Genomic DNA, 25,552 nt, shown 5'->3' with positions numbered 1-25,552 from the left:
CTGATTAAACATAAAAATCCTGTCGCGCTTAAACGCTTGTTCGCTTTTAAGCTTTTATCCGTTAAAGTGAATATACCATAGTTCTCTTATTGCGTCAAGGTACACATTCCTTATCCATATACAAAAAGAATCCTGCCCCACAGGCTCCGACATTCGGATATCTGCGTAACAGGATTCTTCTCATTCACGTCTCGTTTGCAATTCACACACACTTAGATTACTTTTACATTAGCTGTGCCCTAAGGTGTACGTGTTTTTTCTCTAACTGGAGGCAGCAGTTTGCTCATGTTCACGGTACGTTTGATTTCCCACGTCTCCGGCTTGTCATGTTCATACTGCTCCAGGTAAAGGATAACTTCCTTCGTGATCGGTGTTGGTGTTGATGCACCCGAAGTAACCGCCACCTTATTTACACCTTTCAGCCATTCTTGCTGAATCTCGGAAACATCGGATACACGGTAGGCCGTAACACCCGCAATCTCCTCCGACACTTGTGCCAGACGGTTAGAGTTATTGCTGCGAGGATCACCCACCACGATAACTAAGTCCGCTTGACCTGCCTGTTCCGCGACAGCTTCCTGACGAACCTGAGTAGCCAGGCATATTTCATTATGAATTTCTGCGCCCGGGAATTTCTCCAGCAGACGACTCATAATGTGTTTGATATCCCACTGGCTCATCGTTGTCTGATTCGTAATGAGGATTTTGCCTGAAGGAACGTTCAGTCCATCGATCTCTTCTTCCTTCTCGATCAGGTGAACGAGGTCTGGCGCAACGCCAACAGCACCTTCTGGTTCAGGATGATTCCTTTTACCAATATAAATAATCTGATAACCTTCTGCTGTCTTTTCGCGAATGAGATCATGTGTCTTGGTCACATCAGGGCATGTTGCATCCACTGTTGTCAATCCTTTATCCCGTGCCAGCTTACGCACTTCAGGAGATACACCATGAGCTGTGAAAATAATCGTGCCACTCTCCACTTGGCTCAAAATATCCATCCGGTTCGGACCATCCAATGTAATAATACCTTCATCTTCAAAGGAATCCGTCACATGTTGGTTATGCACAATCATACCCAATATATAAATAGGTCGTGGTAAATCCAGATTGCGTGCCGCTTGACGCGCGAGCACCATCGCATCCACAACGCCGTAACAATATCCCCGCGGCGAAATTCGTAGTACTTCCACTTGGTTGCCACCCGCTTTCTTTCTCGGCAACGTTGCCGATGTAATTGCAGTCCTGTATATTATACCTTTATTCGATAGGCGGAGCAAAGACAACCGGCAACCAGATAATAAATGTGGTTCCTTCTCCACGTCTGGTCACAACCTCAACCGATCCATGGTGTTCCTCAATAATCCACTTCGCAATCGAAAGTCCCAGACCTATGCCTGGTGTAGCCCCGCGGGATTCATCTGCCCGATAGAAGCGATCAAATATGAAAGGCACTTCGTCCCGATCCATTCCAATACCGGTGTCGCTGATGCGTAGTCCCACCTGTCCCTTGTATAATACGGCATCCAGCGTCACAGAGCCTTCAGGTGTGTATTTAAACGCATTTTCGATGAAAATAAACAGCATTTGTTGCAGATAGTCCTTGCTACCGTTCACATAAATGCCGTTCAGGATGGAAAAGTCTCCTGGAAGCCAGTCTGCCTGACGATCCAGAAATTGTGCTCTGCGTGCCACTTCCTGTACGAGAATCTGCAGCGGGATCGGGTTCAATTCAATTTTCTGACCCGTATCCGCTCTCGCCAGCGATAACATGTCGCTGATCAGCCTGCTCATACGTTTCCCCTCGTCCGCCATGTCTTCAATGGCTTCCAGCGACATTTGTTTGACGGTCTCCTCATCCAGATTCGGTCGGTCGGTTCCCTCCTGATCCCATAACTTCTTCAGGAAGTCCACGTTCCCCCGTATAGTGGTCAGCGGTGTACGCAGTTCATGCGATGCATCGGATACAAAGCGGCGCTGGGCAGCATTCGTCTCCTCCAAACCACGGAATGACAGTTCTGTACGTTCAAGCATATTATTCACCGTTTCAATCAGACGCCCGATCTCATCCTTAGGCCCTGCATATTGAATACGTACACTTAAGTCATCTCCCGATTGAATCTGGTTCGCGGCATCAATGACATTCACGAGCGGACGCATCGACTTCCGGGCCAGAACGAGACCTGAGGTTATAGCCAATGCCATAGCCACCAGCCAGCCAAAAACCAAAATATTAAGTAACGCTTCCAGCAAGCGCTCCTGTGAACTTACATTCGCACCAACCTGGAGAATTCCACGTACTTCATTGGTCCCCTGAAGAGAAAGAGGAAGCTGATTCACCAGAAACGGTGTACCGTCCACATAGATCTTGGATATGCCACGCTTTTCAAGAATTTCATTGGCTTTTAATACCGGAAACTGAATCTGCAATTTCTCCATATTACCGGAAATTCTGCCAGAACGACTCTGATAATCCCAGAGTTGAATATAGATTTGTGCCTCCTGCAGCTGACTCTCTGTAAATGGGTCCAGATCCAGCGACTGTGAAAGAGGATTAACACCAATCTGTTCCGTAATCCGGGTACTCTTCACCTTCAATTGCTGTTCGACTTCCTGATAGGAGTTAAAATAAACAAAGGCATAGATTACAACGCCCCAAAAGATCAGAACAGCCGCCAAAATGCCAGAATACCATGCGGTTAGTCTTAACCGAATGGACATATTAAGAGTCACCTCTCAGAATATAGCCGGCTCCCCGGATGGTCTGGATTAGACGCTTGCCACCGTATTCTTCGGTCTTCTGTCTGAGCATGGCAATGTACACTTCAAGCACGTTAGACTCACCGCTGTAATCATAACCCCAGATTTTATCCATAATCAGATCACGGGACAGTACCCGTCTTGGATTTTGCATGAACAGATTCAACAGTTCGAATTCTTTGGCAGTCAGCTCCAGACGCTGCCCATCTCGCAATACTTCACGTGAGTCATTGTCCAAAATGATATCTTCATACATTAAGCGGTTGTCCGGCGTACCTCCACTATCAGACTTGCGGCGCAGCAATGCACGGACACGTGCCAATAATTCTTCCAGCGCAAAAGGTTTTACAAGGTAGTCATCGGCTCCCGTGTCCAGTCCGGTCACCCGGCTCTGTACTTCATCCTTGGCCGTCAGCATCAGCACAGGCACTTTGCTGCCTGCTTCTCTCAATCTGCGACATACCTCAAATCCGTCAATCTGCGGCATCATCACATCCAGCACAACGATGTCCGGCTCCTTGTCCATCAGTTTGCTGAGGCCTTCAGCTCCATTGGAAGCCGTCTGTACCTCATATCCTTCAAAAGCCAGCCCCCGGCGGAGCATGGATACAATTTTTTCGTCATCATCCACAATCAAAATAGTTGAGCGCATGGTGGTCTTTCTCCTTTATCCTAACGTTTTATCCCATTGTAACAGGCAGAAGCACAATCTGCATCTTCAAGTAGGGGGTCTCCAATCCGTCCTGGTCCATTGTAACCTTGCTCCATCAGGGCAAAAAAAACGGAAGGGCCTTCAAACCCTTCCGTTCTGTAAATCCTTGCCCGATATTATGGTTGCTGCTGTTGTGTACCTGTTGTTTGGGAAGTATCAAAATCATTTTTGTTGCCGATTTTGATTTTCAGATCCATTTTCTTACCGTCACGCACCACGTTTAATGTCACTTCACTGCCGATTTCCTGTTTCTTGATAAAATCAATTAGATCTTGACTTGTGGCGTAAGGCGTACCGTTGGCACCTGTGATGATGTCATATGCACGAAGATCTGCTTGGTAAGCCGGTGATTGGAAGATCGTGCTGGCTACAACTGAACCTTCGGTAACGTCTGTTCCCATTTGTTTAGCAACTTCAGGCGTGAGAGCCATCAGAGATGCACCGATAAAGGGTACTGGCTCTTTGGGAACTTCTTTGTCCTCTTTAAGATATTTAACGGCTTCAGAGATGACGCTCGACGGGATTGCAAAACCAATCCCCTGTGCATCTGCGCTTACTGCAACGTTCATTCCGATAACTTCCCCATTCAGGTTAAGCAACGGACCACCGGAGTTACCCGGATTAATCGAAGCATCGGTTTGCAGCAAATGGCTGTACTCACGTGTTTTTCCTGTTTCTTCATCTGGAATGCTGATCGTACGTTCTTTGGCACTCAGTACACCTGCTGTAACCGTGTGTTCGAACCCTTCAGGGTTACCGATAGCTACAAGCCACTCACCGACTTGAGTACTATTGGAATCACCCAGTGGAGCTACAGGGAACGCATCGTCACCACTGTTTTTCTCAATTTTCAATACAGCCAGATCCAGATCAAAGCTGCTTCCCAGCAGTTTCGCTTCATAAGGCTTGCTGTTGTTCTCCAGGGTTACCTGGATTACGTCTGCACCCTGAACAACGTGTTGATTCGTCAGGATATATCCTTCTTTGTCAAAAATGAACCCGGAACCAATGCCCATAGGCACAAGCTGATTACTGCTTTGTGGTTGCTGGCTTTGGCCTTGATTGCCTTCCGTTCCGCCGCCATTACCAAAGAAGTATTGGTACAGCGGATCGCTTGTATTGGATCCACCCTGACCCAATCCTGTACGTGAAGATTGCTTCGCGAGTGTTTCAATTTTAACGACAGCAGGACTTGTACTTGTTACTACGGAAGACACATCTTCTTTGCCTGTTGGCAGTAACGACGCTGTGACATTGTTACCTCCGCCTGTGTTTGTGGATGCTTCCTGTCCTGAACTTTGATTGTCCGTGTTCGTAAGTGCCGTCTCCGGTGTGAACATGTTTGTTCTATCAGCGGTGTACATGAGAACAGTGATGACCAGCATACCGGCAATAAAGGAAAATAGAAGTGATCTTACGGAAGAACGCGGCTTGCGGTTATTATAGTTCCAATTGCCTTTGCCGCCATTCCCTTGATCTCCACCGTTGCCTGAGGCGTTTCCACCGCCTGATGATCTTTTCGCTTGTTCGGATGATTCGCTATTATAGTAAGTAGGTACGGGCCTCACCGGATCAGGTTTTGTAATCTCTACATTTCCTTCTTCACGCTGATTATTGCTTCCCATGTGATTTGCTGTATCTTCCTGATTCACGGACTGAAAAGGTCCATAAGAATAATAATAGGAGGATTCGTCCGTTCCGGAAGAATTGCGGTTCTCCATTTGTTTGGCTTCGTTTTCCTCGTCTTGACGGTTCGATCTATAGTTGCGTTCGTCCATGCCTCTCTACCTCCCAATCTCTTATTCCCAAGAGATATTCTTTAACTGTTCTTATTTTGTACTTTAAACCTTAACCGTACCTTAAAAACAATTAAAAAGGAGATAAAAGCACGTAAGAATAGACTCTTTTCCCCGTCACTACAGCATTTTACCCTTTCGTTTTCACCCAACCCTGACGATGCGCATAGATGGCCAATTGTGTACGATCGTCCATCTCACATTTCATCAGCAGGTTGCTCACATGTGTTTTGACGGTTTTGATACTGATATGTAATTCTTCTCCAATGTCTTTGTTGGTCTTTCCCTCTGCAATAAGCAGCAGCACTTCCTTCTCCCGTTCAGTCAGACCTGATTCACTCTCTCTCGCTGTACGTTGTCTGATTCCCCGGGTTAATGCCTGCGACACATCACCTGTCATAACAGGCATGCCTCTATAGGCCCCTTGCAGAGCATAGATCAGTTCTTCAGCAGAGACTGTCTTCAGCACATAACTTACCGCACCCGCTTCAATTGCTTGCACAACCAGATCATCCTCCAGGAAACTGGTGAGCATCACAATTTTCATCCCTGGAAATTCAGTCATGATGGCTTTTGTTGCTTCAGCGCCATTCATTACCGGCATCATCAGATCCATCAGGATCAGATCCGGCATTTCACTATCATTTAACTTACGTAACTGATCAAGCGCATCCTGCCCGTGGCCCGCTTCCCCCATCACATGAAAAGTAGGTTCCAGCATCAGATACGTTTTCAACCCCATTCGTACCATGTCATGGTCATCCACAATCATTACGTTTACTTTCCCACTCATTCCGTCTCCCCCTCTAGTTCATTCAGATACATTCGGAAATTTCGGGATCAATACCCGTACCGTCGTTCCCGCGCCCGGCTTTGATATAATCTGAACTTGCCCCCCAAGCTTCTCCGCCCGTTCACGCATGGTAGATAACCCGTATGAACCCGGACGCTCCGCTTGCTGCAAAAATCCCTGACCATCATCGCTGATGCTCATACTGATCTGATGTTCACTCTCCCGTATGGACAGACTAACCACTCCCGCCTCTGCATGCTTCACAACATTGGCAACCGCCTCCTGAATAACAAGAAACAGCTGGTGCTCAATGGCATCCGAGATTCCGCCATCCAGTTCCAGCTCTTTCACACCTTTAAGACCATTCTGCCTGCAATAATCAGGAAACCAACTATCCAGTGCTGCGGTGAGATCACGCCCTTCCAGCTCCACAGGTCGAAGTTGAGCAATGAGTCCTCGCATCTGACGCTGTGCAATATGTGACATCTGGATTAACTGGTCTAGTACTTTACCGCCATGTTCAGGATTCATCTCCAGCAGACGAGGTAAGGACGAAGCCGACATATGCATGGCAAACAGCTGCTGGCTAACCGTGTCATGAAGGTCCCTTGCCATTCGTTTGCGCTCTTCAAGCACAGCCCGCTCCGAGGCTTGCTCCTTCTCAATGACTTCCTGCTCACCGAGGCGCTGAAGCAGTCTCATCTTTTTCTCAATCGAATCCATCATGACATTGAATTCCTGATAGACACGACCAAACGAAGCGTCATCCGCTTCAGGCATGCGCACCGCCAGATTACCCTTGGACACTTTCAACATGTTGAGATCAAGCAGGTCGATCTTGCGTTGGAGTCGTAATGCAGCGATATATCCGGTGATAACGGTGGCCAGCACAACAACGGCAACATAGGTCCATGCCCGCTGACGACCAGCCCCCATCAACACCTCTCCATACAATAGATAGAATCCGCCCAGCGTAATCAGACCGGTTAGCGCAAAATACATCATCAGTTCCCATTTATTGGCCTTGAGAATTGTTCGAATCATGCGTTAGCCCACCTTATTCACTTTGACGTCTCCGATAAACACACTTACAATAATCCGTACTTTTTTGCTTGCTTCATGGTAATGGGCAGTTTCAGCCTGGGCACTACTCAGGAATCCGCCGCGTTTCTGGTTCAACAGTGACATATCTCCAATGAAGGAATTTGTCGTCACCGTCACACCCAGATCCATATCTTCTGGAACAAACACTTTCACATCCCCAATAAATGAAGAAATGACAATCTTCGTCTCCCCATAAGGAATCTGTGCTTTGGTTAAATCAATTACGGTATCTCCGATAAAAGCCGAGATGTTCATGGGTTTCAACGAGAATACTTCCTGCCCCATGTACAGATCACCAATGAATGCTGATTTATTAATGGTATTGCCATTGCCATAATTCCCATAACCATTTCCGTAGCCATCATCATAATGTTCTCCATATCCGGTATCGTTAGAGTTATACGATTGATGTTTCTTCTTATATTGATGCCCTTGTGATGATGAATCCGTTGATCCTGTGAAATGAGGGCCATATGCATCGTTCTTCTGTTCCTGTTTTGGTTTGCCAAATGTTTTCTCGAACTGTTCGTCAAACGACGACGGCATCTCCAGATCCTCCGGAGCTAACGGTTTATAAGGTTGCTCTGGTGCTGGAGGTGGCTGCATCTTGTCATGATGTTTCCGATCACGACGTCGTGGCCCAATCAGCACGAACAATCCTCCGCCAATCAGCATAATCGGAATCAGATAACGGATGAACTCCCCCATGGAGTAATCAATCCATCCCAGGTTACGGGCTAGGAAGTAACCACCGATCGCGAGGACAATTACCGGTCCAATGAAGGCGTAACCCCCGTTGCGACGAATCTCGGATATTCCTTTGACCCCCCACCAGATCAGAAATAACGGCCAATATGTTCTGAAAATATATCCAACATCAATGTCATATCCCAATTGTCTGAACAAGATCATCGCACCAATAGCAATAAGAGGTATGCCAACCCACCAGCGGTCACGCGTCGATCGTTTCATCGCTCATGTCTCCTTTGTCTGTATTCTGTATCCAGTGTAACTCAGACAGAACAATGAGAACAGCGGCGGCAGATGGAAGTTATCTCGGTCTCGAGACTGAGATGGGAGGATATTTATGTAAAAAATCCGCATATGTAAAACACCCCGGAGCTTTTGCTCCAGGGTGCTGAATCATCATAAGATTATTGAATCTTCAATTATTTTTTGTATTTTGATGCTTTGCCTTGACCTTGGCCAGTTTGGCCTGTGTTTTCTACACCGAACTCGGCATTGAATTTTTCATCAGGTGTTTGGAAATTATCTTGTACTTTGTTTTGAGCGGATTGTTTCACTTTAGCTGATGCATTCTCTTCTCCAAACTCTGCATTGTACTTCTCGTTTGGCGTTTGGTACCCTTGTCCTTGTGATTTCTTAGCCACAACGAATCACCTCTCTCTTCATATTTACGTTGCATTGCTGCACCGCGGGGTTCGTCCCCAGTCAATATTATGTGAAGAGAGCACTTCAGTTATTCATGTGACCAGGTGAAATTATATGGCCTTGTCCAGCCACGAGTCCGGTACGGATTTGTACACGTCGATCGCATCTGCCAACTCGCTGAGCATCTTTTCTGTGCACTTCCCGGCGCCTTGTCTAATTACTTGTACCTCAACGTCCTTTTTGCCCCATTCCTTGTACACTTGCTTCGTTGTAGGGAAATATAGATCGATTTTATTGCCTTTGATCGCTGAACCGGTATCTGCAACAATTCCGTATCCATAGCCCGGAATATACAGAATGGAACCCATCGGGAACAATTTTGGATCAGCTGCAATCGTGGAAACTGTTTCTTTATCACGGCGTACTTTGACACCAGAATACGTAATTCCGTATTGAGGATGTTTTGGTCCTTTTCCTGTAGACTCCACACCTGCCGTATATCCCGTTGCTGTAACCTTTTGTGTACCCAGGATTTGTTCTGAACGCGGAGCAAGTACCGGCATAGACGGATCTGCCACTTGTTTCTCTGGAAGCTCAGGTCTTGGAATGACCATTGGTTGTGGTGACCATAATAAAGCCATATACACCATGGTCGTCAGGTGGGCTTCATCACTGTATTGATGGCTGACCTGTTCTGGAAATTCTTGATCCGACTTGCTGGAAGTTTCAATAATTGGACCTTCACTGCCGCTGCTCTGACTCTCGACATGCAGTACTGTACTTTCCTCTTCAAATGTATAGGCATCCGCCTGATTCAGGTTAATCATCATCCCAGCGAACATCACACAGCCAACCAATAAACCCCGTATATGTTTCTTCTGAATTGAGAATTGCTTTTTCATTGTATAACCTCCCCCTCACTGCAAAGGTTTTCCAAAAAGCAATTAATCTATACTTTTTACTGCAAACACTACGAAAAAACGCCTGAATAACATAGGTCAATCCCATGTTATCCAGGCGTTATGCAGAGTGATCAGCGCAACTTATGCACTGGTTATCCGATAGATCATTTGTTCATTTATACCAAACGTGTTGCGATTTCTTCTTTCAATTGAGCGATAATCTCATCGAGCGGTTTCATTCCCAGATCGCCTTCTCCACGCTTACGCACGGATACCGCTTCTGCATTACGCTCATTCTCACCGACAACAAACATATAAGGCATTTTCTCAAGCTGCGCCTCACGGATTTTATATCCAAGCTTCTCATTCCGCAGATCGGCTTCAGCAGAGATTCCCGCACGTTTCAGCTTCCCTTCCACTTCACGCGCATAATCGTCGAAGTTTCCGGATACCGGGATCACTTTTGCCTGTACTGGAGACAACCACAATGGGAAAGCTCCTGCAAAGTTCTCCAGCAAGAATGCTGTGAAACGTTCCATTGTACTAATTACACCGCGGTGAATAACGACCGGACGATGTTTCTGTCCGTCATCTCCCACATATTCAAGTTCAAATCGCTCAGGCAACAGGAAGTCCAGTTGAACCGTAGACAATGTCTCTTCTTTGCCCAGGGCTGTTTTGATCTGAACATCCAGCTTTGGACCGTAGAACGCCGCTTCACCTTCAGCTTCATAGAATGGAAGGTCGAGCTCTTCCACAACTTCACGCAGCATGCGTTGGGACATTTCCCACATCTCGTCGTTCTGGAAGTATTTCTCGGTATCCTGCGGATCACGATAGGACAAACGGAAACGGTATTCGTTAATACCGAAATCCTTATAGACTGTTTGAATCAACTCGATAACACGAGCGAACTCTTCTTTGATCTGATCCGGGCGTGCAAAAATGTGTGAGTCGTTCAGTGTCATTGCACGTACGCGGTGCAGACCTGTTAATGCTCCCGACATTTCATAACGGTGCATCATACCAAGTTCTGCAATACGAATTGGCAGATCACGGTAGCTGTGCATGCTGGACTTGTACACCATCATATGGTGAGGACAGTTCATTGGACGGAGAACAAGTTCCTCGTTATCCATTACCATTTTCGGGAACATATCTTCCTGGTAGTGCTCCCAGTGTCCAGATGTTTTGTACAATTCCACGTTACCCAGAACCGGTGTGTATACATGCTGGTATCCCAGGCTTTCTTCCAGATCCACAATATAACGCTCCAGAGTACGGCGCAGCTTCGCACCATTAGGCAACCAGATTGGCAGGCCTTGGCCGACCAGTTGGGAGAAAGTGAACATTTCCAGCTCTTTACCCAACTTACGGTGATCCCGTTTTTTAGCTTCTTCGAGGAAGTGCAAATGCTCGTCCAGCTGTGCTTTTTTCACAAAAGCCGTACCATAGATACGTTGAAGCATTTTGTTTTTGCTATCTCCACGCCAGTAAGCACCTGCGACATTCATCAGTTTGAACACTTTGATTTTGCTAGTCGATGGTACGTGAGGACCACGACACAAGTCGAAGAATTCACCTTGCTCATAAATCGTGATCACGCTGTCCGCTGGCAAATCACGAATCAACTCAAGTTTGTAAGGATCGCCCACTTCTTCAAACGTTTTGATCGCGTCCTCGCGGCTAACTTCCTTACGTACAATTGGCAAGTTCTCGTTCACAATACGTTCCATTTCCTTCTCGATCTTTTGTAGATCTTCAGGATTGAGCGCATGTTCGAGGTCCATATCATAGTAAAAACCATCTTCAATGACAGGGCCAATACCGAGGCGTACCTCTTTGTTACCATATAAACGTTTCACTGCTTGAGCCATTAAGTGAGCTGTACTATGACGCATCACTTCAAGTCCTTCTGGTGAATCCAGCGTTACGATCTCCACCAATGCTCCCTCATGAAGTGTTGTGGACAAGTCCACCACGATACCATCCAGCTTGCCGGCTGCGGCATTTTTGCGCAATCCGCTGCTAATTGAAGCGGCTACGTCCTCAATGCTGCTGCCATCGGTGTACTCACGTACCGAACCATCCGGTAATTTAATGTTCACTGCCATTTTTTCTCATTCCTCCTGTTAATGTAACCTTCATGTCCAGATATTTATGGACTGATTATCTATTGCTATTCCAGTCATTTTGCAAAGGAACGCAAAAAACACCCGTCCCGGCAAAGGGACGAGTGTTTTATACTCGTGGTTCCACCCTAATTCAGCTGATTCATCCATATTCGGAAATACAGCCCTCATTGGCATGACGATAACGGGCATGACCCGGCAGATCCTTACTCGCGGATAATCCCCCATAAAGGCGATATTCTAACTCCACTTTCAAAATTGCAGCTACAAAGGGGTAAACCATACGTGATATCCGGAGGAAATTCCAGCCTAGGTTCCTCTCTCTGCACCGATCTTGCGTGTGGTTGTTGTCTTTGTCAACGCTTTTGGTTCAATGGTTCTCATGAAAAATTCATGGATCAACAGTTATTATAATTGCCGAGATCACTTGCGTCAAGACCTGTCAACAATCCTGAGCGCAGCACTTCGCATTCCGGGCAATGATGACATATTTGCACTTTGTCTTCAAAGATCTGGCATATCGTCGAGATGATTGGCAGATCCGGGGTGCGTGTGTGAAGCATGACCTTCTCAGGAGAGATCGAGATGAGTGTACTTACAATCATATCTTCAATATCCATCTCCAGTTCCAGACCCGGCATTTCCACAACAACCTGTTCATCCTTTTGCACAGGTAACAGATTAAGTCCAGCATCCAGGACCTGAAATTCATGCATTCCTTTGTGTATAAGATGAACTAGTGGTACTTTGGCTTCTTGAAAAAACACAAAATATTTTAACAGCCCCATAAACTCTTCATATTGCCGATCCATCCAGAACTCATCGAGCGCATACTCCACTAATTCCTGAAGTTCCTGCTTATATGGCCGTATACGGAAATTGATAATACCTTCAAGGTGAAAAAAGTGAACATCCTCCAGATCTTGCCGTAGTCCACTGGCTAATGTAGTACGGCGGCGCTCCCGAAGTCCGGGCTGATCCAGATCACCATTTAATAGAAGTGGCATGCAGATTCGATTGACCTTCTCCACCTCATGCTCATCCATGACAGAACATGCCTTGGCGATCATATCCTCCACCATGCTTCGTTCTTGTGTCTCCATAATGAAGTCGGCGAGTCCAAGGGAGAGCAGATCACTGATCCGGGGAAGCCATTGCTGGAAGTCTTCGTGATTCTCATTCCCTCTGCACACCCAGGTTGCTCTTCCATCATTATGTTTGAAGGTGAGCCGGAATCCTCTTTTATTTATATGTAAACCTTTGGTTTTTTCCTTGACACAACGATAAAATTGATCCGCTTCCTCTTGCCCCGATACATCGGTCCATACAGCAAACAGTTCCACAAGAATCACTCCTTTCCTTCCTGTTCAAAGTATATGGCAAGGCCGATGGGGATATACGAAGCGGATTGATGGAAAGCGTGTCATGATTTCTCAGTATATTATGAAGAGGTTTGGAGTTAAGACAAAAATGTGTTATTATTTTAATAACAGTATGTTTCACGGAAAAGGAGGGAAGCCAAAATGAGACAACAACCTAGAATACTCCACTACACTATCATTATCATTTTGTGCGTTTTCCAAGCCTTGTGCTTCCCTATTCCGATGCAGACCGAATCTGCCGTTGGGGTGTCTGTAGAAGCAACTTCCAACAAGGAAGTGCTGTTGCAAATAACCGAATCACAGCAGAAACCTGTCATTCGCAAATACCCACAAGTCATGTCCAAGCTGATTGCGGTTACGCATAATAAGCCTGTCTTTCTTGTCCTCGCATTGGTATTGATGCTGCGAATCCCTACAACGGGTCTGTCCTTTAAACCGTGGTATTGTCTGTTTAAACGCAGATTATTTCTGCTACCTATTAAGTTTACTAGCATGTATGTATCCCTCACCCCTATAGCACCAAAATACGTGAACGCTCTTCACTAGCCGTTACGACGTATTTACAGGTTGCTTTTGCATGGAGACACCTCTGTATCTATAAGACGGTGTGCTTGTGCATAACTTATAACCCTTTTAGCACACGTTAGATAAACCAATGTTATGACAGTACCTATTTTTGTTGTACCCACACCGACAAATTCAAATCATATGGCTGTGTCAGGAATTTCTGGCTCTGTTTACCCGCATCTTTTTGATGTTCCTTTGAGCAGCAGATTAATCATTTTCGGGAAATAAGCCTGTCTTCTGTGGCCAGCCCCTAATTATAAGGAGGCAACAATCCATGGATGTACGCGAAACAGACTTGCCGGGAATTGGCAAAAAATTTCAAATTGAAACAAGCAGCGGTGATAAAATTGTCATTATTATTCACGATGACGGTCGCCGGGAAATGTACCACTTCGAGTATGATGATCCCGATCAAAGCATCTCGATGATCACACTTGACGATTACGAAGCACGACAGATTGCTGCTATTGTTGGCGGATTAACTTACAAACCAAAGCAGCTTGAAAATATTGAAGTAACGTTTGACGACCTGATTATCGAGTGGTACAAAATCGAACCATCCTTTGCAAGTATCGGCAAATCCATCGGTGAATTGGACGTACGTCAAAACTCTGGGGCAACGGTTATCGCCGTTGTAGAGAAAAATCACAAAAAACATATCAGCCCAGGTCCGGAGGTAGTTATCAGTGCAGAATCCACGGTGGTAGCCGTTGGCGAACGCAATCAGCAGAAACTGTTTAAATCTCTCCTCCTGACTGGAAGGGGGTAAATAGATGGATCATTTGATATTCGAAGTAGGTCTGGCCCTTGTGCTCATTGCGGCAGCCGGCCTTTTATCGGCAAAACTAAGATTTTCGGTTGTTCCGTTTTATATTCTGATCGGGATGGCCGTTGGGCCACATGCCATGAAAATCTGGCATTTGGACTTCCGTTTTATTGAAAGTCAGCCTTTCATTGAATTTATGGGTCGGATCGGTATCCTGTTCCTACTCTTCTACCTTGGACTTGAATTCTCGGTAGGTCGTTTAATTAAATCAGGTCGCTCTATTGCAGTTGGCGGCTCGATCTACATCGGCATAAACTTTACGCTGGGATTAATATTCGGTTTTGTTTCCGGTTTCCCAGTTGCAGAAGCACTTATTATCGCAGGTATAACTACCATCTCTTCCAGTGCCATTGTGGCCAAGGTACTCGTCGATTTGAAACGAACGGCCAACCCGGAAACAGAGATGATATTGGGTATTATTATGTTCGAAGATGTATTCCTCGCTGTATATATCTCGATCTTGTCCGGCCTTGTGCTTAGTGATTCATCCTCCATCGGAGGCGTCATCATGTCCGCACTTATTGCCCTCGGATTCATGCTTATCGTGATTATCCTTGGACGCAAAGCAACACCGCTACTAAACAAATTGCTTAAAATAAGATCGAATGAGCTCTTCTCTCTCGTTGTATTTGGAGCCTTGTTCCTGGTAGCTGGTTTCTCTGAGACCATCCATGTTGCCGAAGCGATTGGTGCATTACTGGTTGGTCTGGTGCTTGCTGAAACAGAACACGCGAAGCGGATTGAGCACTTGATTCTACCGTTCCGTGACTTCTTCGGAGCCATCTTCTTCTTCAGCTTTGGATTGTCCATTGATCCTTTGTCCCTGGGCGGCGAAGCCGTATGGTTAGCTCTGATTGCAGTTGTTATTACATTGTTCGGTAACTTCCTGGCGGGTATGCTGGCAGGGCGCAGTGCAGGGCTATCGCCCAAAGCATCGGCCAATATTGGATTAACCATTGTGTCACGGGGTGAGTTTTCCATCATCTTGGCCAACATGGGTAAAGCCGGTGGACTGTTGCCAATGATTCAACCATTTGCCGCGCTGTATGTCCTAATTCTGGCCATTCTGGGTCCTTTATTAACCAAAGAGTCCAAACATGTATTCCGTTTATTGGATAAAATATTCAAGTTCAAAGATCCTCGGAAAAAGAAAGAAGAACCAAAGGTCCTACAGAAAGAAGGATAATTCCTATGTCTGTACAGAACAGACATACTAACGTACTTCGCGGCTCTTACGCCGATCTTTCTGTGACTAACCCAGGGAGAATGGCTCGAAAGCCGCACTAAGGAGGATGACCTATGAAAGCACCTCTGATATCGGCTAATCCGGTGCCAAACACCGTCAAGACCAGGATATCGTCTTCCCGCCGCTGGTTAAACCTGTTTCTCGTTATTGCGGGCGGAATTCTGGCCTCCGTGGGACTTGAATTGTTCTTACACCCGAATAAAATTATTATTGGAGGCATTACCGGCATTTCCTCACTCTTCGCCCACTGGACCGAAATGAGGATTGGATTGTTCCTATTTTTATTCAATGTTCCGTTTATATTTCTGTCTTACAAGATTGTGCAGAAGAAATTTGTACTGGTTACTGTTCTGGGTCTGGTTGTCTTTTCGATCGGTGCCATTGTGCTTCATCCCATGCCGCCACTTGTAGAGCATCCGCTGGCTGCCGCCATGTTTGGCGGATTATGCCTCGGGCTCGGAATTGGGCTCGTCGTGCGGTATGGTGGGACACTGGATACGCTGGAAATCGGTGATCCGTCTTCCCGCCCACCTGAACGTGTATTTAGCGGAAAACGGATGCTTATCGAAAAAATAATCATGCTGCTTAACTTGTTGATACTGACAGCCGCTGGTGTTGTCTTTGGCTGGGACCAAGCGATGTATTCCGTAATCGCCTATCTTATTGCTTATGAAATGGTGTACATTGCGTTCAGGGGCTTTTCTTCCAAACGCAAAGTATGCATTTTGACCACACAAAGCTCTCAAGTTGAAAAAGCTGTACGTAAACGGCTGCGCCGTGAACCTGGAACGCTGGAAGCCACTTCTGACTCAACACAACTCGCGATGGCAGAAGGATGGATCAGGCAAATCCCGGGTGCACTTTATTATGAGGTACATGTGCTGGAGATGATCTGGTTGAAGTCCATTGTGCGTCACATTGATCCACATGCGGGCATTGTGACAAATCCGGAAAAATAATAGCTCATGTAAGTTGAACTAAAGATATTTACACTGACACACTGACACTACGATGACAGAACAACCTTCCAATCGCTGTTATCCCCAGATTTTTTCGATTCCCTTTTCTGAAGGGAAAAATCCGGGGATAGCGTATGCTTTCGGAGCAGCTTTCTTTCAGAAAGCTTTCAGGCGAACGCTTCGCTTTTTCAGATTTTTTCTGTCCTCTTCGTTATCGTGTAATTTTAATTCAACTTACAAAAAACGCTCTCTTCCCCTATGGATGGACAGTATTGTCCACCAAGGTCAGAGAGCGTTTTTTTCTGTTATTATAATTAATTGATATTATAGTTCAACGATGGCTTTGACTACATGTGAATCTGGCAATAACCATTGGTCTATTGCAGTAGGTAACTCATCAAATTCCACGCGGTGTGTGATATACCCATCCATCCTTAATTTCTTTTGACGCAAGGTCGACAGGACTTGTTCAAAATCTTCACGGGTTGCGTTTCGACTGCCCAGGATGCTCATCTCCCGCTTGTGAAACTCAGGATCATGAAAAGTAATATCTGCTTTCACCAGTCCTACAAAAATAAGTTGTCCACTATGCGCCACATATTGAATGGCCTCATTCATGGAATTCACATTACCGGTTGCATCAAAGACAGCCGTAGCATAGTCGTCTCCCGTGATTTCAGCCACATGCTGCACAGAATGTTCATTCGCCTGAACCAAGTCATCCGCTCCAGCCCAAATCCGGCTAAGCTCCAACCTGTCCAGATTACGATCAACGGCAATAACACGCGCTCCCGCCTGTTTGGCAAATGCCATCACACCCAAGCCAATGGGGCCAGCTCCAATCACAACCACATGCTCACCAGGCTTGATTCCCGCTCTTCTGACGGCATGGGCTCCAATGCTTAATGGTTCTACCATTGCCGTCTCATCCAACGTCAAACCTTCTGCTGAGAGCAGATGTGAGACAGGCACGCTGATTCTTTCTCTCATGCCTCCGTCTACGTGCACACCCATGACTTGCATGGACGCACAACAATTGGTTTTTCCATTGCGACATGCAATACAGTGACCGCAATGCAGATACGGAATAATACTTACCTGATCCCCAGGCTGTAACCCAGCCTCGTTCGGACCGATTTCTTCAATAACAGCCGCCAGTTCATGCCCCAGAACACGAGGATAGGTAAAGAATGGCTGGTTGCCTTTGTACGCATGCAGATCCGTTCCACAGATCCCAATCCGCCGAATGGCAACCAACGCCTCTCCTTCTGCTCGTTCTGGTTGAGGCAGGTCCTGGAGCTTCAATTGATCTATTCCTTCACATACAATGGCTCTCATCGTTGTTCCCCCTTGGATGCTTCTGCTGTCGTGTTGCCTGGCTTCGTATTATATTCAGGTCGTCCGCTTGCCCATGTCTCGTTATGCAATGGAGCCAGAATGCACAGCACTTCATCCAGCAGGCTCTGATCGATCGGTTCCTCTATCCAGGCTGCATTATTGAGGATATTGCGCTGGCTGGCACTGCTCACCAGTGTTGTCGGAATTCGTTCATTCGACGTGGAGAATTGCACGGCCAGCTTGGCAATGTCACTGCCTTGTTCTGCACAGAAGCGGGCAGCCTTCAGGCAGAGCTGTTTCACCCGATCATCTGCCGGATGCCAGGCAGGAGCACCACGGGTACTCAACAAGCCCATAGAAAGAGGCGAAGCATTGACAAGGCCCATTTCTTTTTTTTCCAACAAGGGCAATAACGACAATAATGAGGTATCATTCAATGAATAATGACAATACGAGATGATCGCATCCGCATCGATCTGTGGCAGAACCTTCTCGAACAACGGCAAGGGTAAACCACAAATGCCCGCATGTCGTATAACTCCCTGCTCTTTCAGACGCAGCAACGTTGGAAAAGCTTCTTCGATAATAATCTCTGCTGGGACAAATTCAATATCATGTAAGAATAAAATATCAATATAGTCTGTATGCAATCGATCCAGGCTCTCTTGCACACTATTCAGAATTCGCTGACGTGAAAAATCAAACTCATTTTCCCCATACCGTCCGGCTTTGGTTGATAACATATATGAACTGCGCGGCAAGCTGCGAATGGCCTCACCCAACACTGTCTCCGCCTTTGTCTGCCCGTAGTAAGGCGAAACGTCTATGTAATTCATCCCCGCATCTACGGCCGCATGTACAGTGCGAATCCCTTCGTCCCGGTCAATGTCACGAAATACAGAACCGAGGGAGGATGCTCCAAAGCTCAATACAGGTACGTTCAGTTCCGTCTTGCCAAGTATTCTTCTCTTCATCGGTTTACCCCTTCCAGCGTGTCTGACTACACAAGTTCCCTTTCATTGTAACAGTTCAATTTCAATATAAAATATCGGCAATTGCGTAACATGTACTGTTTGATGACCTCGAACCGCAGAAAGAAATCAAAAAGCCCGCCGTCTCTCCAAACAGAGTAGTCAGCGGGCTTAGCTTCATAAATACTTATCTAACGATCAGCAGTTATGGAAGTAGTATTCAAATCATCAGGATTAGTTCTGCATTACGAAATCTTCATGCACGGAATTCTCTTCGTCGAACATGCGCACAATCTCGTATCGAGTGTTACGTTGTGCCGGGATATAACCGGACTCCCGAATCAAACGGAGAATGGATTCAATGTTAACTTTATAAGTTGCACCAGCAGCAGATACAACGTTCTCTTCAATCATCGTGCTACCGAAGTCATTACAGCCAAATTCAAGCGACTTCTTACCGATCTCCGGACCCATGGTAACCCATGAGGATTGGATGTTCTTGATATTATCCAGCACCAGTCGGCTGATGGCTACAGTCTTCAAGTACTCTTCCGGAGTCTGACGCTCCAGCTTAAGGTTGGTATTGTCTGGCTGGAAAGTCCAAGGAATGAATGCCAGGAAACCTTCGGAGTCATACTTGTTCGCAATACATTCGTCCTGAGCTTCACGTACACGGAGCAAGTGTAATGCACGCTCTTCCATCGATTCACCAAGTCCGATAACCATCGTTGCCGTGGTGTTCATACCGATGCGGTGTGCAGTTTGCATAACGTCCATCCAATCCCGCCATGAACCTTTCAAGCGGCTGATCTTCCGACGTGTGCGGTCATCCAGAATTTCAGCGCCGCCGCCAGGCAAGGAATCCAGTCCAGCTTCGTGAATAGCACGAACAACCTCTTCCAATGTAAGGCCATCGGATACTTCAACCATTTTCATAATCTCCGCTGGGGAGAAAGAGTGCATCGTGATGTTTGGGAAACGCTCTTTGATGGCTTTCAACAGGTCTGTGTAATAGCTGAAAGGCAAGTTTGGATTCGTTCCACCTTGCATCAAAATCTCGGTACCATTCACATCTTCCGTTTCCTGAATCTTCTGGAAAATAACTTCGTCTGGAAGTACATAACCTTCATCCGAGCCAGGTCTGCGGTAAAAAGCACAAAAACGGCAGTACACATCACACACGTTCGTGTAGTTGACGTTACGCCCGATTACAAATGTTCTGTATGGTTCAGGGTGCATGCGTTTCATAATGACATTAGCAGCAGCCCCGATTTTGTCCACTTCATTGGATTCAAATAGCTGAATCGTGTCTTCCAAGTCCAAACGTTCGCCCCGAAGGGCTTTATCTAAGATACGGTCTACCGTACTCATCGTAAAAAAGCCTCCCTCATGAAGAGAAATTATATAACGATCCGTCCCAACTTGTTCAAGAGAAGCAAGTTCTGGTGGCAACATCGTATTTCTGTACTCCACATATCGTAACACAGGTTACATGTGAAAAAAAGCACCTTATGTACAGGTGCTTTAAAAATAAGTAAAAATTTTTACATATGGAAAAGAATTATTTCGAACTTAAGTGATACGCTTCGGCGTATTCAATCATCCACTTTTGCTATGATTCCTGAAGTGCTTGTTCCAAATCTACAATCAGATCTTCGATATCTTCCAGACCTACAGAGAAGCGCAGCAACCCATCTGTAATGCCACGGTCACGGCGAACCTCAGCCGGCATTGCAGCGTGAGACATCATCACTGGGTAGGACAGAATACTCTCCACAGCTCCCAAGCTTACAGCAACAATGGGGAGCTTCACCCGGTTAAGAACTGCTTTTGCGCGATCACCTGAACCGACGTCAAATGAAACGACAGCTCCATATCCTGTGGACTGGCGCTCATGTGCCTCACGGCCCGGATGATCCTCCAGTCCAGGATAAAAGACAGCGGTAATATCACTGCGCTCATTAAGCCATGCCGCCAGTTTGGCTGTGCTCCGTTCACTATGAGCCATGCGAGCTCCCAAGGTTTTCATCCCGCGCATCAGAAGCCAGGATTCTTGTGCCCCGAGTACAGTTCCAAGTCCATTTTGCAACTGTTTCAGTTGTACGCCAAGTGATTCCGTGCGAGCAACGGCTAACCCTGCCAGTACATCACTGTGACCTCCGAGAAACTTCGTAGCACTATGTACGACGATGTCCACACCAAGCTCAATTGGACGCTGATAGTACGGTGTCATAAAGGTGTTATCCAGAATCGTGATCAGGTCATGTTCCTTCGACCAGTCAGTTACAGTAGCGATATCCGTAATTCGCAGTGTAGGGTTGGATGGTGTTTCCATATAAACTGCCTTGGTGTTTGGCTTGAGTGCCGCTTTTACTTCATCTATATTGGTCATGTCTACAAAGGTTGTCTCGATCTGCATACGGCTTAATATGGAAGTAAGCAAACGATACGTACCTCCATATACGTCTTCCGTTACAATCATGTGGTCCCCTGCGGAGAACATCATGAACACGCTTGATATCGCAGCCATCCCCGAAGAATAGGCGAAGCCTCGTGCGCCGCCCTCCAGCAATGTGATGTAATCTTCCAAAGCCTGACGTGTCGGATTACCCGAACGACTGTAGTCATGCTGAGGCGGATTGAAGATATCAAAATGATGGAACGTTGATGCTTGATAGATCGGTACACTGGAGGCTCCAGTCGTTTTGTCAATCTCATCGCCGAAATGAAGCAACTTGGTATCAAATTTCAACTCGGAATTGGGCTTGTTGTTGGACTCACTCATGAGTGCACGCCTCCTTCCACTTCCTGCTGTGCAGCTGTCAGAGCATTGCCGAGATCTGCAATCAGATCATCCGCATGTTCAATGCCCACGGAGAACCGGAGCAGACGGTCATCCACACCTACGGCTTCACGAATTTCAAGCGGAATATCCGCATGAGTCTGTACTGCCGGATAAGTCATGAGTGATTCGACTCCGCCGAGACTTTCGGCAAAAGCAATGAGTTTGATATGACGCAGCAACGGTTCAACATAACGTGCATCCTTCACTTTGAAAGAGAAGATACCTGTGTTACCCGTGGATTGTTTGTTCTGTATCTCATACCCCGGATGATCGGATAGGCCTGGATGATACACTTCCACCACCGCTGGGTGTTCAAGCAAGTATTTGGCAATGGTAAGTGCATTGTGCTCATGACGCTCCATGCGAAGAGCCAGCGTTTTCATACCTTTCATCAACTGGTAGGAGTCACTTGGAGATAATACCGCTCCAATGGAATTATGCAGGAACGCCATCTCTGCAGATAACGCCTCACCCTTGGTTATAATTAGTCCCGCCAGCACATCATTGTGTCCGCCCAGATATTTGGTAGCACTATGAATGATGATATCGGCACCCAGTTCAATCGGACGTTGGAAAAATGGAGTCAACAACGTGTTGTCAACAATGGTCAACAGGTTGTAACTTTTCGCCCAGGAAGCAACGGCTTCCACATCGGTGATCATCATCAGTGGATTGGTTGGTGTCTCAATAAATACAGCTTTGGTATTCGGCTGACGAACCTTCTCCAGTGCTGCAAGGTCATTCGTGTCCACATAACTAGCAGTTACGCCGAAACGGGACAGAATACGTTCCAGCAGACGATAGGTTCCACCATACAGATCCAGCGATACAATCAGATGATCCCCTTGACCAAACATGGCAAAGATCGTTTGCAGCGCGGCCATTCCCGAGCTACAGGCAAACCCTGCATCACCGGACTCCAGCGCTGCGGCGGCTTCTTCCAATACTTTACGGGTTGGATTAGTCGTACGAATATAATCAAACCCCGTGCTTTGTCCAAGCTTCGGGTGGCGAAACGCAGTGGATTGATAGATCGGAAAGTTAATGGCGCCTGTTACCGGTTCATTGATGGACCCAATTTGTGCTAAGCGGCTTTCGATTTTCAACTTGTTGTTGTCTTCCATTGCTGCATCCTCCTGTAATCTCGATTAGATTTGCGGGCCAATATCGTAAGGTGTTTCTTGATACACATAGTAATTGAGCCAGTTAGAGAATAATAAGTTGGCATGAGCGCGCCAAGTAGCCGGTGGCACACGGGAAGGGTCGTCATTCGGATAATAATGCCTAGGCAATGCGATATCCAACCCTTTGGCTGCATCCCGGTCATACTCCCACTTTAATGAGAACGGGTCATACTCGGCATGTCCTGTGGCAAAAATCTGTTTGCCGTCTTTGGTAGCAACCAGGAAGATCCCCGCTTCCTCGGATTCAGCCAAAATCTCTAAATTCTCATTATTTTCAATATCTTCGCGTCTCACTTCCGTATGACGGGAATGTGGAACGTTGAATACTTCATCGAATCCACGCAACAATGGAACATGTGGTTTATTGATGGTATGTGGGAAAACGCCAAAACACTTTTCATCAAGTGCAACCTTGGGTACGTCAAAATGATGGTATAAACCTGCCTGGGATGCCCAGCATATGTGGAGGGTTGAAGTCACATTGGTTTTGGTCCATTCGAAGATCTCCTGGATTTCATTCCAATAGTTCACGTCTTCGAAATCCATCTGTTCCACCGGGGCACCCGTAATGATCATTCCATCGAAACGGCGGTGCTCAATCTCATCAAAGGTTTTATAGAACAGATCCAAATACTCCTGAGACGTATTCTTCGACGTATGGGATTTGGGATGTACGAGAACGACATCCACCTGAATAGGCGTGTTTCCCACCAGACGAAGCAATTGTGTTTCGGTCGTTTCCTTTGTGGGCATCAGGTTTAATATAGCGATACGGAGTGGACGAATATCCTGCTGATATGCAGAAGTTTCATCCATGACGAAGATATTCTCTCCTTCAAGTACTTCTTTTGCTGGCAGAGTATCGGGTATTTTGATTGGCATAATAATCTAACTCCTCCTTGTGCATAGATAGATGCAGCCACCCTGGCTTGATGTCTTCACATCAATACAGTTATAGACTGCCTTGAGCTTGTGAAAACATTGAATTGCTCTTTCATCCAACGTTACAAACAACCTCAAGTTCCTTAGCGAAAATCACTGCTGAGAAGTCGGGGCATATAACAAAGACCTTCCTCGGATTCGAGAAAGGTCATATGTAAAAAAGATATGCGCCTCTCTCATCTCTCAGTTACAACAGTGCCACTTGACACTTAGTCGCTGCAAGAATTAGCACCGTGCGGTATACCGCCGGTTGCCGGGTTTCATCGGGCCAGTCCCTCCACCTACTCTTGATAAGATTTCGCTGTATTAGATTGTAATTAAATATGGTTCACCGTCTACTTTATTACATTAATGCCCTCACGTCAAGATGCAGTTCGATGTCTGCTTCCCAGATCGGAACCGTTCATCATCCGTTGTCATACACTGCCTCAGGGCGCGAAATAGACACATTTTTGCGCTTGAAAGCACCTTGTACCAGCGGTATACTAAACAAGGTGTTATAAACCCTTATGTGAGAGGTGACATATTAAATGGATGGCGACCCGAGGCCTGACTGGCAGCCGAATTCCGACAAACTGCATAGAGAATTGACATCAGCATGCCGGCAGCGGGACGTGACTTCCGTTTGATTATATAGTGAACGCAGCCCTGATCTCCAGGCTCCGCTGCCGACCGGCTGATTTGTTCTTTTTGCGCCCATAATGATAATATCCGCCAAGTTGGCGGGTGCAGAAGGAGTAGATTAACGATGAAAATCCGGTTGGTAAACAACGGTGTATTTATTCCGGTGGACGACATTCAGCAGGCGCTGACTCCACCAGCGGAAGGATTTTACTGGATTGATGCAGACGTAGACGATTTGGCGGTACTTCAGCCGCTGTTCTTGATGCATGATCTGGCTGTGGAAGACTGTCTCAGTGACGAAGAACAACGTCCGAAGATTGAAATTTATGAGAACCATTATTTTATTGTGATTAATAGCATCCGTTTCGATGATGAAGAGATATTTCTACGTGCGGTCAACTTATTCCTCGGCAGACATTTCATTATTAGTGTTACCAAACAAAAGGTCAGCGAATTGCGCACACTGAAACCAATCCTGTGGGAACAGGAAATCAGTACACCGGATCGTCTGCTGTATTTGCTGGTTGACTTGATTGTTGATAATTATTTCACCGTAGGTGATCGAATTGAAGCACGGATCGAGAAGCTTGAGGAAGACATTCTGATGCACACCAAAAAGTCACATCTAAATGAGATTATCGGGCTGCGCAGTGAGATTCTGTGGCTGAAAAAAGTGCTTGGACCTCAGAAAGAGGTCATTAACACCCTGAACAAAAAAGATCTGCGTCTCATCGATGATCAACTGCAAAAGTATTTCAGTGACATCTATGAGAATGCTGTTAAAATATCTGAAACCTTTGAGACTTATCGCGACCTGATGGGCAACTTGCGAGAAGCCTACCAATCCAGTATTGCGAACCGGGCGAATGAGATCATGCGTGTATTTACCGCCATTACCACGGTCTTCATGCCGCTGACGGTCATTACGGGTATATACGGCATGAACTTTACGAATATGCCAGAGCTTAACTGGAAATACAGCTATTTTGTTGTGATTGGCCTGATGGTTACCCTGGGCCTGAGCATGTTCTTCATTTTCCGCAAGAAAGACTGGGTATGAACTCATATGAAATAACA

22 protein-coding genes and 1 riboswitch are annotated in these 25,552 nt (G+C 46.3%); of the genes, 5 read left to right on the top strand and 17 right to left on the bottom strand.

Translation table 11 applies throughout. The features are described 5' to 3' along the window. Nucleotides 1–239 precede the first annotated feature (239 nt). From MKY92_RS09005 to MKY92_RS08955, 11 genes are all read right to left on the bottom strand, one after another. Complete coding sequence (locus MKY92_RS09005; RefSeq protein WP_145319760.1) at nt 240–1,193, bottom strand: 4-hydroxy-3-methylbut-2-enyl diphosphate reductase; 954 nt, start codon at nt 1,191–1,193, stop codon at nt 240–242. 67 nt (nt 1,194–1,260) lie between these two features. Then, nucleotides 1,261–2,721, bottom strand: coding sequence for a HAMP domain-containing sensor histidine kinase (locus MKY92_RS09000; protein WP_339300309.1), 1,461 nt, complete (start codon nt 2,719–2,721; stop codon nt 1,261–1,263). A gap of 1 nt (nt 2,722) precedes the next feature. Beyond that, a complete protein-coding gene (locus MKY92_RS08995; protein ID WP_091014684.1) occupies nt 2,723–3,412 on the bottom strand; it encodes a response regulator transcription factor in 690 nt (229 codons plus the stop codon). 176 nt (nt 3,413–3,588) lie between these two features. After that, nucleotides 3,589–5,250: a trypsin-like peptidase domain-containing protein gene (locus tag MKY92_RS08990; RefSeq protein WP_339300308.1), complete on the bottom strand. Its 1,662-nt coding sequence runs from the start codon at nt 5,248–5,250 to the stop codon at nt 3,589–3,591. A 148-nt stretch (nt 5,251–5,398) separates the two neighbouring features. After that, entirely contained in the window at nt 5,399–6,061 is a 663-nt protein-coding gene (locus MKY92_RS08985) for a response regulator transcription factor (protein WP_017689597.1), read from the bottom strand. A gap of 18 nt (nt 6,062–6,079) precedes the next feature. After that, nucleotides 6,080–7,105 (bottom strand): sensor histidine kinase, encoded by a 1,026-nt coding sequence (locus MKY92_RS08980; RefSeq protein ID WP_091032721.1) that lies wholly within the window; start codon nt 7,103–7,105, stop codon nt 6,080–6,082. A gap of 3 nt (nt 7,106–7,108) precedes the next feature. Then, complete coding sequence (gene liaF / locus MKY92_RS08975; protein ID WP_339300307.1) at nt 7,109–8,137, bottom strand: cell wall-active antibiotics response protein LiaF; 1,029 nt, start codon at nt 8,135–8,137, stop codon at nt 7,109–7,111. Between the two features lie 197 nt (nt 8,138–8,334). Next, nucleotides 8,335–8,556 (bottom strand): hypothetical protein, encoded by a 222-nt coding sequence (locus MKY92_RS08970; protein ID WP_339300306.1) that lies wholly within the window; start codon nt 8,554–8,556, stop codon nt 8,335–8,337. 111 nt (nt 8,557–8,667) lie between these two features. Beyond that, nucleotides 8,668–9,459: a 3D domain-containing protein gene (locus MKY92_RS08965; protein ID WP_339300305.1), complete on the bottom strand. Its 792-nt coding sequence runs from the start codon at nt 9,457–9,459 to the stop codon at nt 8,668–8,670. A gap of 176 nt (nt 9,460–9,635) precedes the next feature. Further along, on the bottom strand, nt 9,636–11,573 hold the full coding sequence (thrS, locus tag MKY92_RS08960) for a threonine--tRNA ligase (protein WP_339300304.1): 1,938 nt from the start codon (nt 11,571–11,573) through the stop codon (nt 9,636–9,638). A gap of 416 nt (nt 11,574–11,989) precedes the next feature. Further along, a complete protein-coding gene (locus tag MKY92_RS08955; RefSeq protein ID WP_339300303.1) occupies nt 11,990–12,943 on the bottom strand; it encodes a putative sporulation protein YtxC in 954 nt (317 codons plus the stop codon). A 171-nt stretch (nt 12,944–13,114) separates the two neighbouring features. On the opposite strand from MKY92_RS08955, the gene MKY92_RS08950 reads away from it, so the two are divergent. From MKY92_RS08950 to MKY92_RS08935, 4 genes are all read left to right on the top strand, one after another. Next, on the top strand, nt 13,115–13,519 hold the full coding sequence (locus MKY92_RS08950; RefSeq protein WP_339300302.1) for a hypothetical protein: 405 nt from the start codon (nt 13,115–13,117) through the stop codon (nt 13,517–13,519). 295 nt (nt 13,520–13,814) lie between these two features. Then, nucleotides 13,815–14,309 (top strand): cation:proton antiporter regulatory subunit, encoded by a 495-nt coding sequence (locus MKY92_RS08945; RefSeq protein ID WP_076209182.1) that lies wholly within the window; start codon nt 13,815–13,817, stop codon nt 14,307–14,309. 4 nt (nt 14,310–14,313) lie between these two features. After that, complete coding sequence (locus MKY92_RS08940; RefSeq protein ID WP_091014701.1) at nt 14,314–15,552, top strand: cation:proton antiporter; 1,239 nt, start codon at nt 14,314–14,316, stop codon at nt 15,550–15,552. A 113-nt stretch (nt 15,553–15,665) separates the two neighbouring features. Next, nucleotides 15,666–16,571 carry a YitT family protein gene (locus tag MKY92_RS08935; protein ID WP_339300300.1) on the top strand — a complete coding sequence of 302 codons (906 nt, stop codon included), beginning with the start codon at nt 15,666–15,668 and terminating at the stop codon, nt 16,569–16,571. A 324-nt stretch (nt 16,572–16,895) separates the two neighbouring features. Here MKY92_RS08935 and MKY92_RS08930 read toward each other — a convergent pair whose 3' ends face one another. From MKY92_RS08930 to metA, 6 genes are all read right to left on the bottom strand, one after another. Then, nucleotides 16,896–17,909 (bottom strand): zinc-binding alcohol dehydrogenase family protein, encoded by a 1,014-nt coding sequence (locus MKY92_RS08930; protein ID WP_339300299.1) that lies wholly within the window; start codon nt 17,907–17,909, stop codon nt 16,896–16,898. Then, a complete protein-coding gene (locus MKY92_RS08925) occupies nt 17,906–18,883 on the bottom strand; it encodes an aldo/keto reductase (RefSeq protein WP_339300298.1) in 978 nt (325 codons plus the stop codon). Before MKY92_RS08925 ends, MKY92_RS08930 begins: the two co-directional genes overlap by 4 nt. 231 nt (nt 18,884–19,114) lie before the next feature. Beyond that, the gene (mqnC, locus tag MKY92_RS08920) at nt 19,115–20,251 is read right to left on the bottom strand and encodes a cyclic dehypoxanthinyl futalosine synthase (protein ID WP_215076942.1); all 1,137 of its coding nucleotides are present in this window, start codon (nt 20,249–20,251) and stop codon (nt 19,115–19,117) included. Between the two features lie 241 nt (nt 20,252–20,492). Beyond that, nucleotides 20,493–21,665: an aminotransferase class I/II-fold pyridoxal phosphate-dependent enzyme gene (locus MKY92_RS08915; protein ID WP_339300297.1), complete on the bottom strand. Its 1,173-nt coding sequence runs from the start codon at nt 21,663–21,665 to the stop codon at nt 20,493–20,495. Next, a complete protein-coding gene (locus MKY92_RS08910) occupies nt 21,662–22,849 on the bottom strand; it encodes a PLP-dependent transferase (RefSeq protein WP_076327044.1) in 1,188 nt (395 codons plus the stop codon). Before MKY92_RS08910 ends, MKY92_RS08915 begins: the two co-directional genes overlap by 4 nt. A gap of 24 nt (nt 22,850–22,873) precedes the next feature. Next, nucleotides 22,874–23,791 (bottom strand): homoserine O-succinyltransferase, encoded by a 918-nt coding sequence (gene metA / locus MKY92_RS08905; protein ID WP_339300295.1) that lies wholly within the window; start codon nt 23,789–23,791, stop codon nt 22,874–22,876. Nucleotides 23,792–24,024: 233 nt separating this feature from the next. Then, nucleotides 24,025–24,148: riboswitch (SAM riboswitch) on the bottom strand. A gap of 451 nt (nt 24,149–24,599) precedes the next feature. On the opposite strand from metA, the gene corA reads away from it, so the two are divergent. Next, nucleotides 24,600–25,535 carry a magnesium/cobalt transporter CorA gene (gene corA, locus MKY92_RS08900; RefSeq protein WP_062833460.1) on the top strand — a complete coding sequence of 312 codons (936 nt, stop codon included), beginning with the start codon at nt 24,600–24,602 and terminating at the stop codon, nt 25,533–25,535. Nucleotides 25,536–25,552: the final 17 nt, after the last annotated feature.

The organism is Paenibacillus sp. FSL R5-0623 (assembly GCF_037974265.1).
Classification (GTDB): domain Bacteria; phylum Bacillota; class Bacilli; order Paenibacillales; family Paenibacillaceae; genus Paenibacillus.
Note: the sequence above shows the minus strand (reverse complement) of the source record. Positions and strands in the feature narration are given on the sequence as shown.

Coding starts and splice junctions, on each gene's coding strand:
- MKY92_RS08945 (WP_076209182.1), top strand. CDS start 13,815: ATGGATGTACGCGAAACAGACTTGCCGGGAATTGGCAAAAAATTTCAA.
- corA (WP_062833460.1), top strand. CDS start 24,600: ATGAAAATCCGGTTGGTAAACAACGGTGTATTTATTCCGGTGGACGAC.
- MKY92_RS08915 (WP_339300297.1), bottom strand. CDS start 21,665: ATGAGTGAGTCCAACAACAAGCCCAATTCCGAGTTGAAATTTGATACC.
- MKY92_RS08950 (WP_339300302.1), top strand. CDS start 13,115: ATGAGACAACAACCTAGAATACTCCACTACACTATCATTATCATTTTG.
- MKY92_RS08990 (WP_339300308.1), bottom strand. CDS start 5,250: ATGGACGAACGCAACTATAGATCGAACCGTCAAGACGAGGAAAACGAA.
- MKY92_RS08940 (WP_091014701.1), top strand. CDS start 14,314: ATGGATCATTTGATATTCGAAGTAGGTCTGGCCCTTGTGCTCATTGCG.
- MKY92_RS08965 (WP_339300305.1), bottom strand. CDS start 9,459: ATGAAAAAGCAATTCTCAATTCAGAAGAAACATATACGGGGTTTATTG.
- liaF (WP_339300307.1), bottom strand. CDS start 8,137: ATGAAACGATCGACGCGTGACCGCTGGTGGGTTGGCATACCTCTTATT.
- MKY92_RS08925 (WP_339300298.1), bottom strand. CDS start 18,883: ATGAAGAGAAGAATACTTGGCAAGACGGAACTGAACGTACCTGTATTG.
- MKY92_RS09000 (WP_339300309.1), bottom strand. CDS start 2,721: ATGTCCATTCGGTTAAGACTAACCGCATGGTATTCTGGCATTTTGGCG.
- MKY92_RS08930 (WP_339300299.1), bottom strand. CDS start 17,909: ATGAGAGCCATTGTATGTGAAGGAATAGATCAATTGAAGCTCCAGGAC.
- MKY92_RS08985 (WP_017689597.1), bottom strand. CDS start 6,061: ATGAGTGGGAAAGTAAACGTAATGATTGTGGATGACCATGACATGGTA.
- MKY92_RS08935 (WP_339300300.1), top strand. CDS start 15,666: ATGAAAGCACCTCTGATATCGGCTAATCCGGTGCCAAACACCGTCAAG.
- thrS (WP_339300304.1), bottom strand. CDS start 11,573: ATGGCAGTGAACATTAAATTACCGGATGGTTCGGTACGTGAGTACACC.
- metA (WP_339300295.1), bottom strand. CDS start 23,791: ATGCCAATCAAAATACCCGATACTCTGCCAGCAAAAGAAGTACTTGAA.
- MKY92_RS08910 (WP_076327044.1), bottom strand. CDS start 22,849: ATGGAAGACAACAACAAGTTGAAAATCGAAAGCCGCTTAGCACAAATT.
- MKY92_RS08980 (WP_091032721.1), bottom strand. CDS start 7,105: ATGATTCGAACAATTCTCAAGGCCAATAAATGGGAACTGATGATGTAT.
- mqnC (WP_215076942.1), bottom strand. CDS start 20,251: ATGAGTACGGTAGACCGTATCTTAGATAAAGCCCTTCGGGGCGAACGT.
- MKY92_RS08995 (WP_091014684.1), bottom strand. CDS start 3,412: ATGCGCTCAACTATTTTGATTGTGGATGATGACGAAAAAATTGTATCC.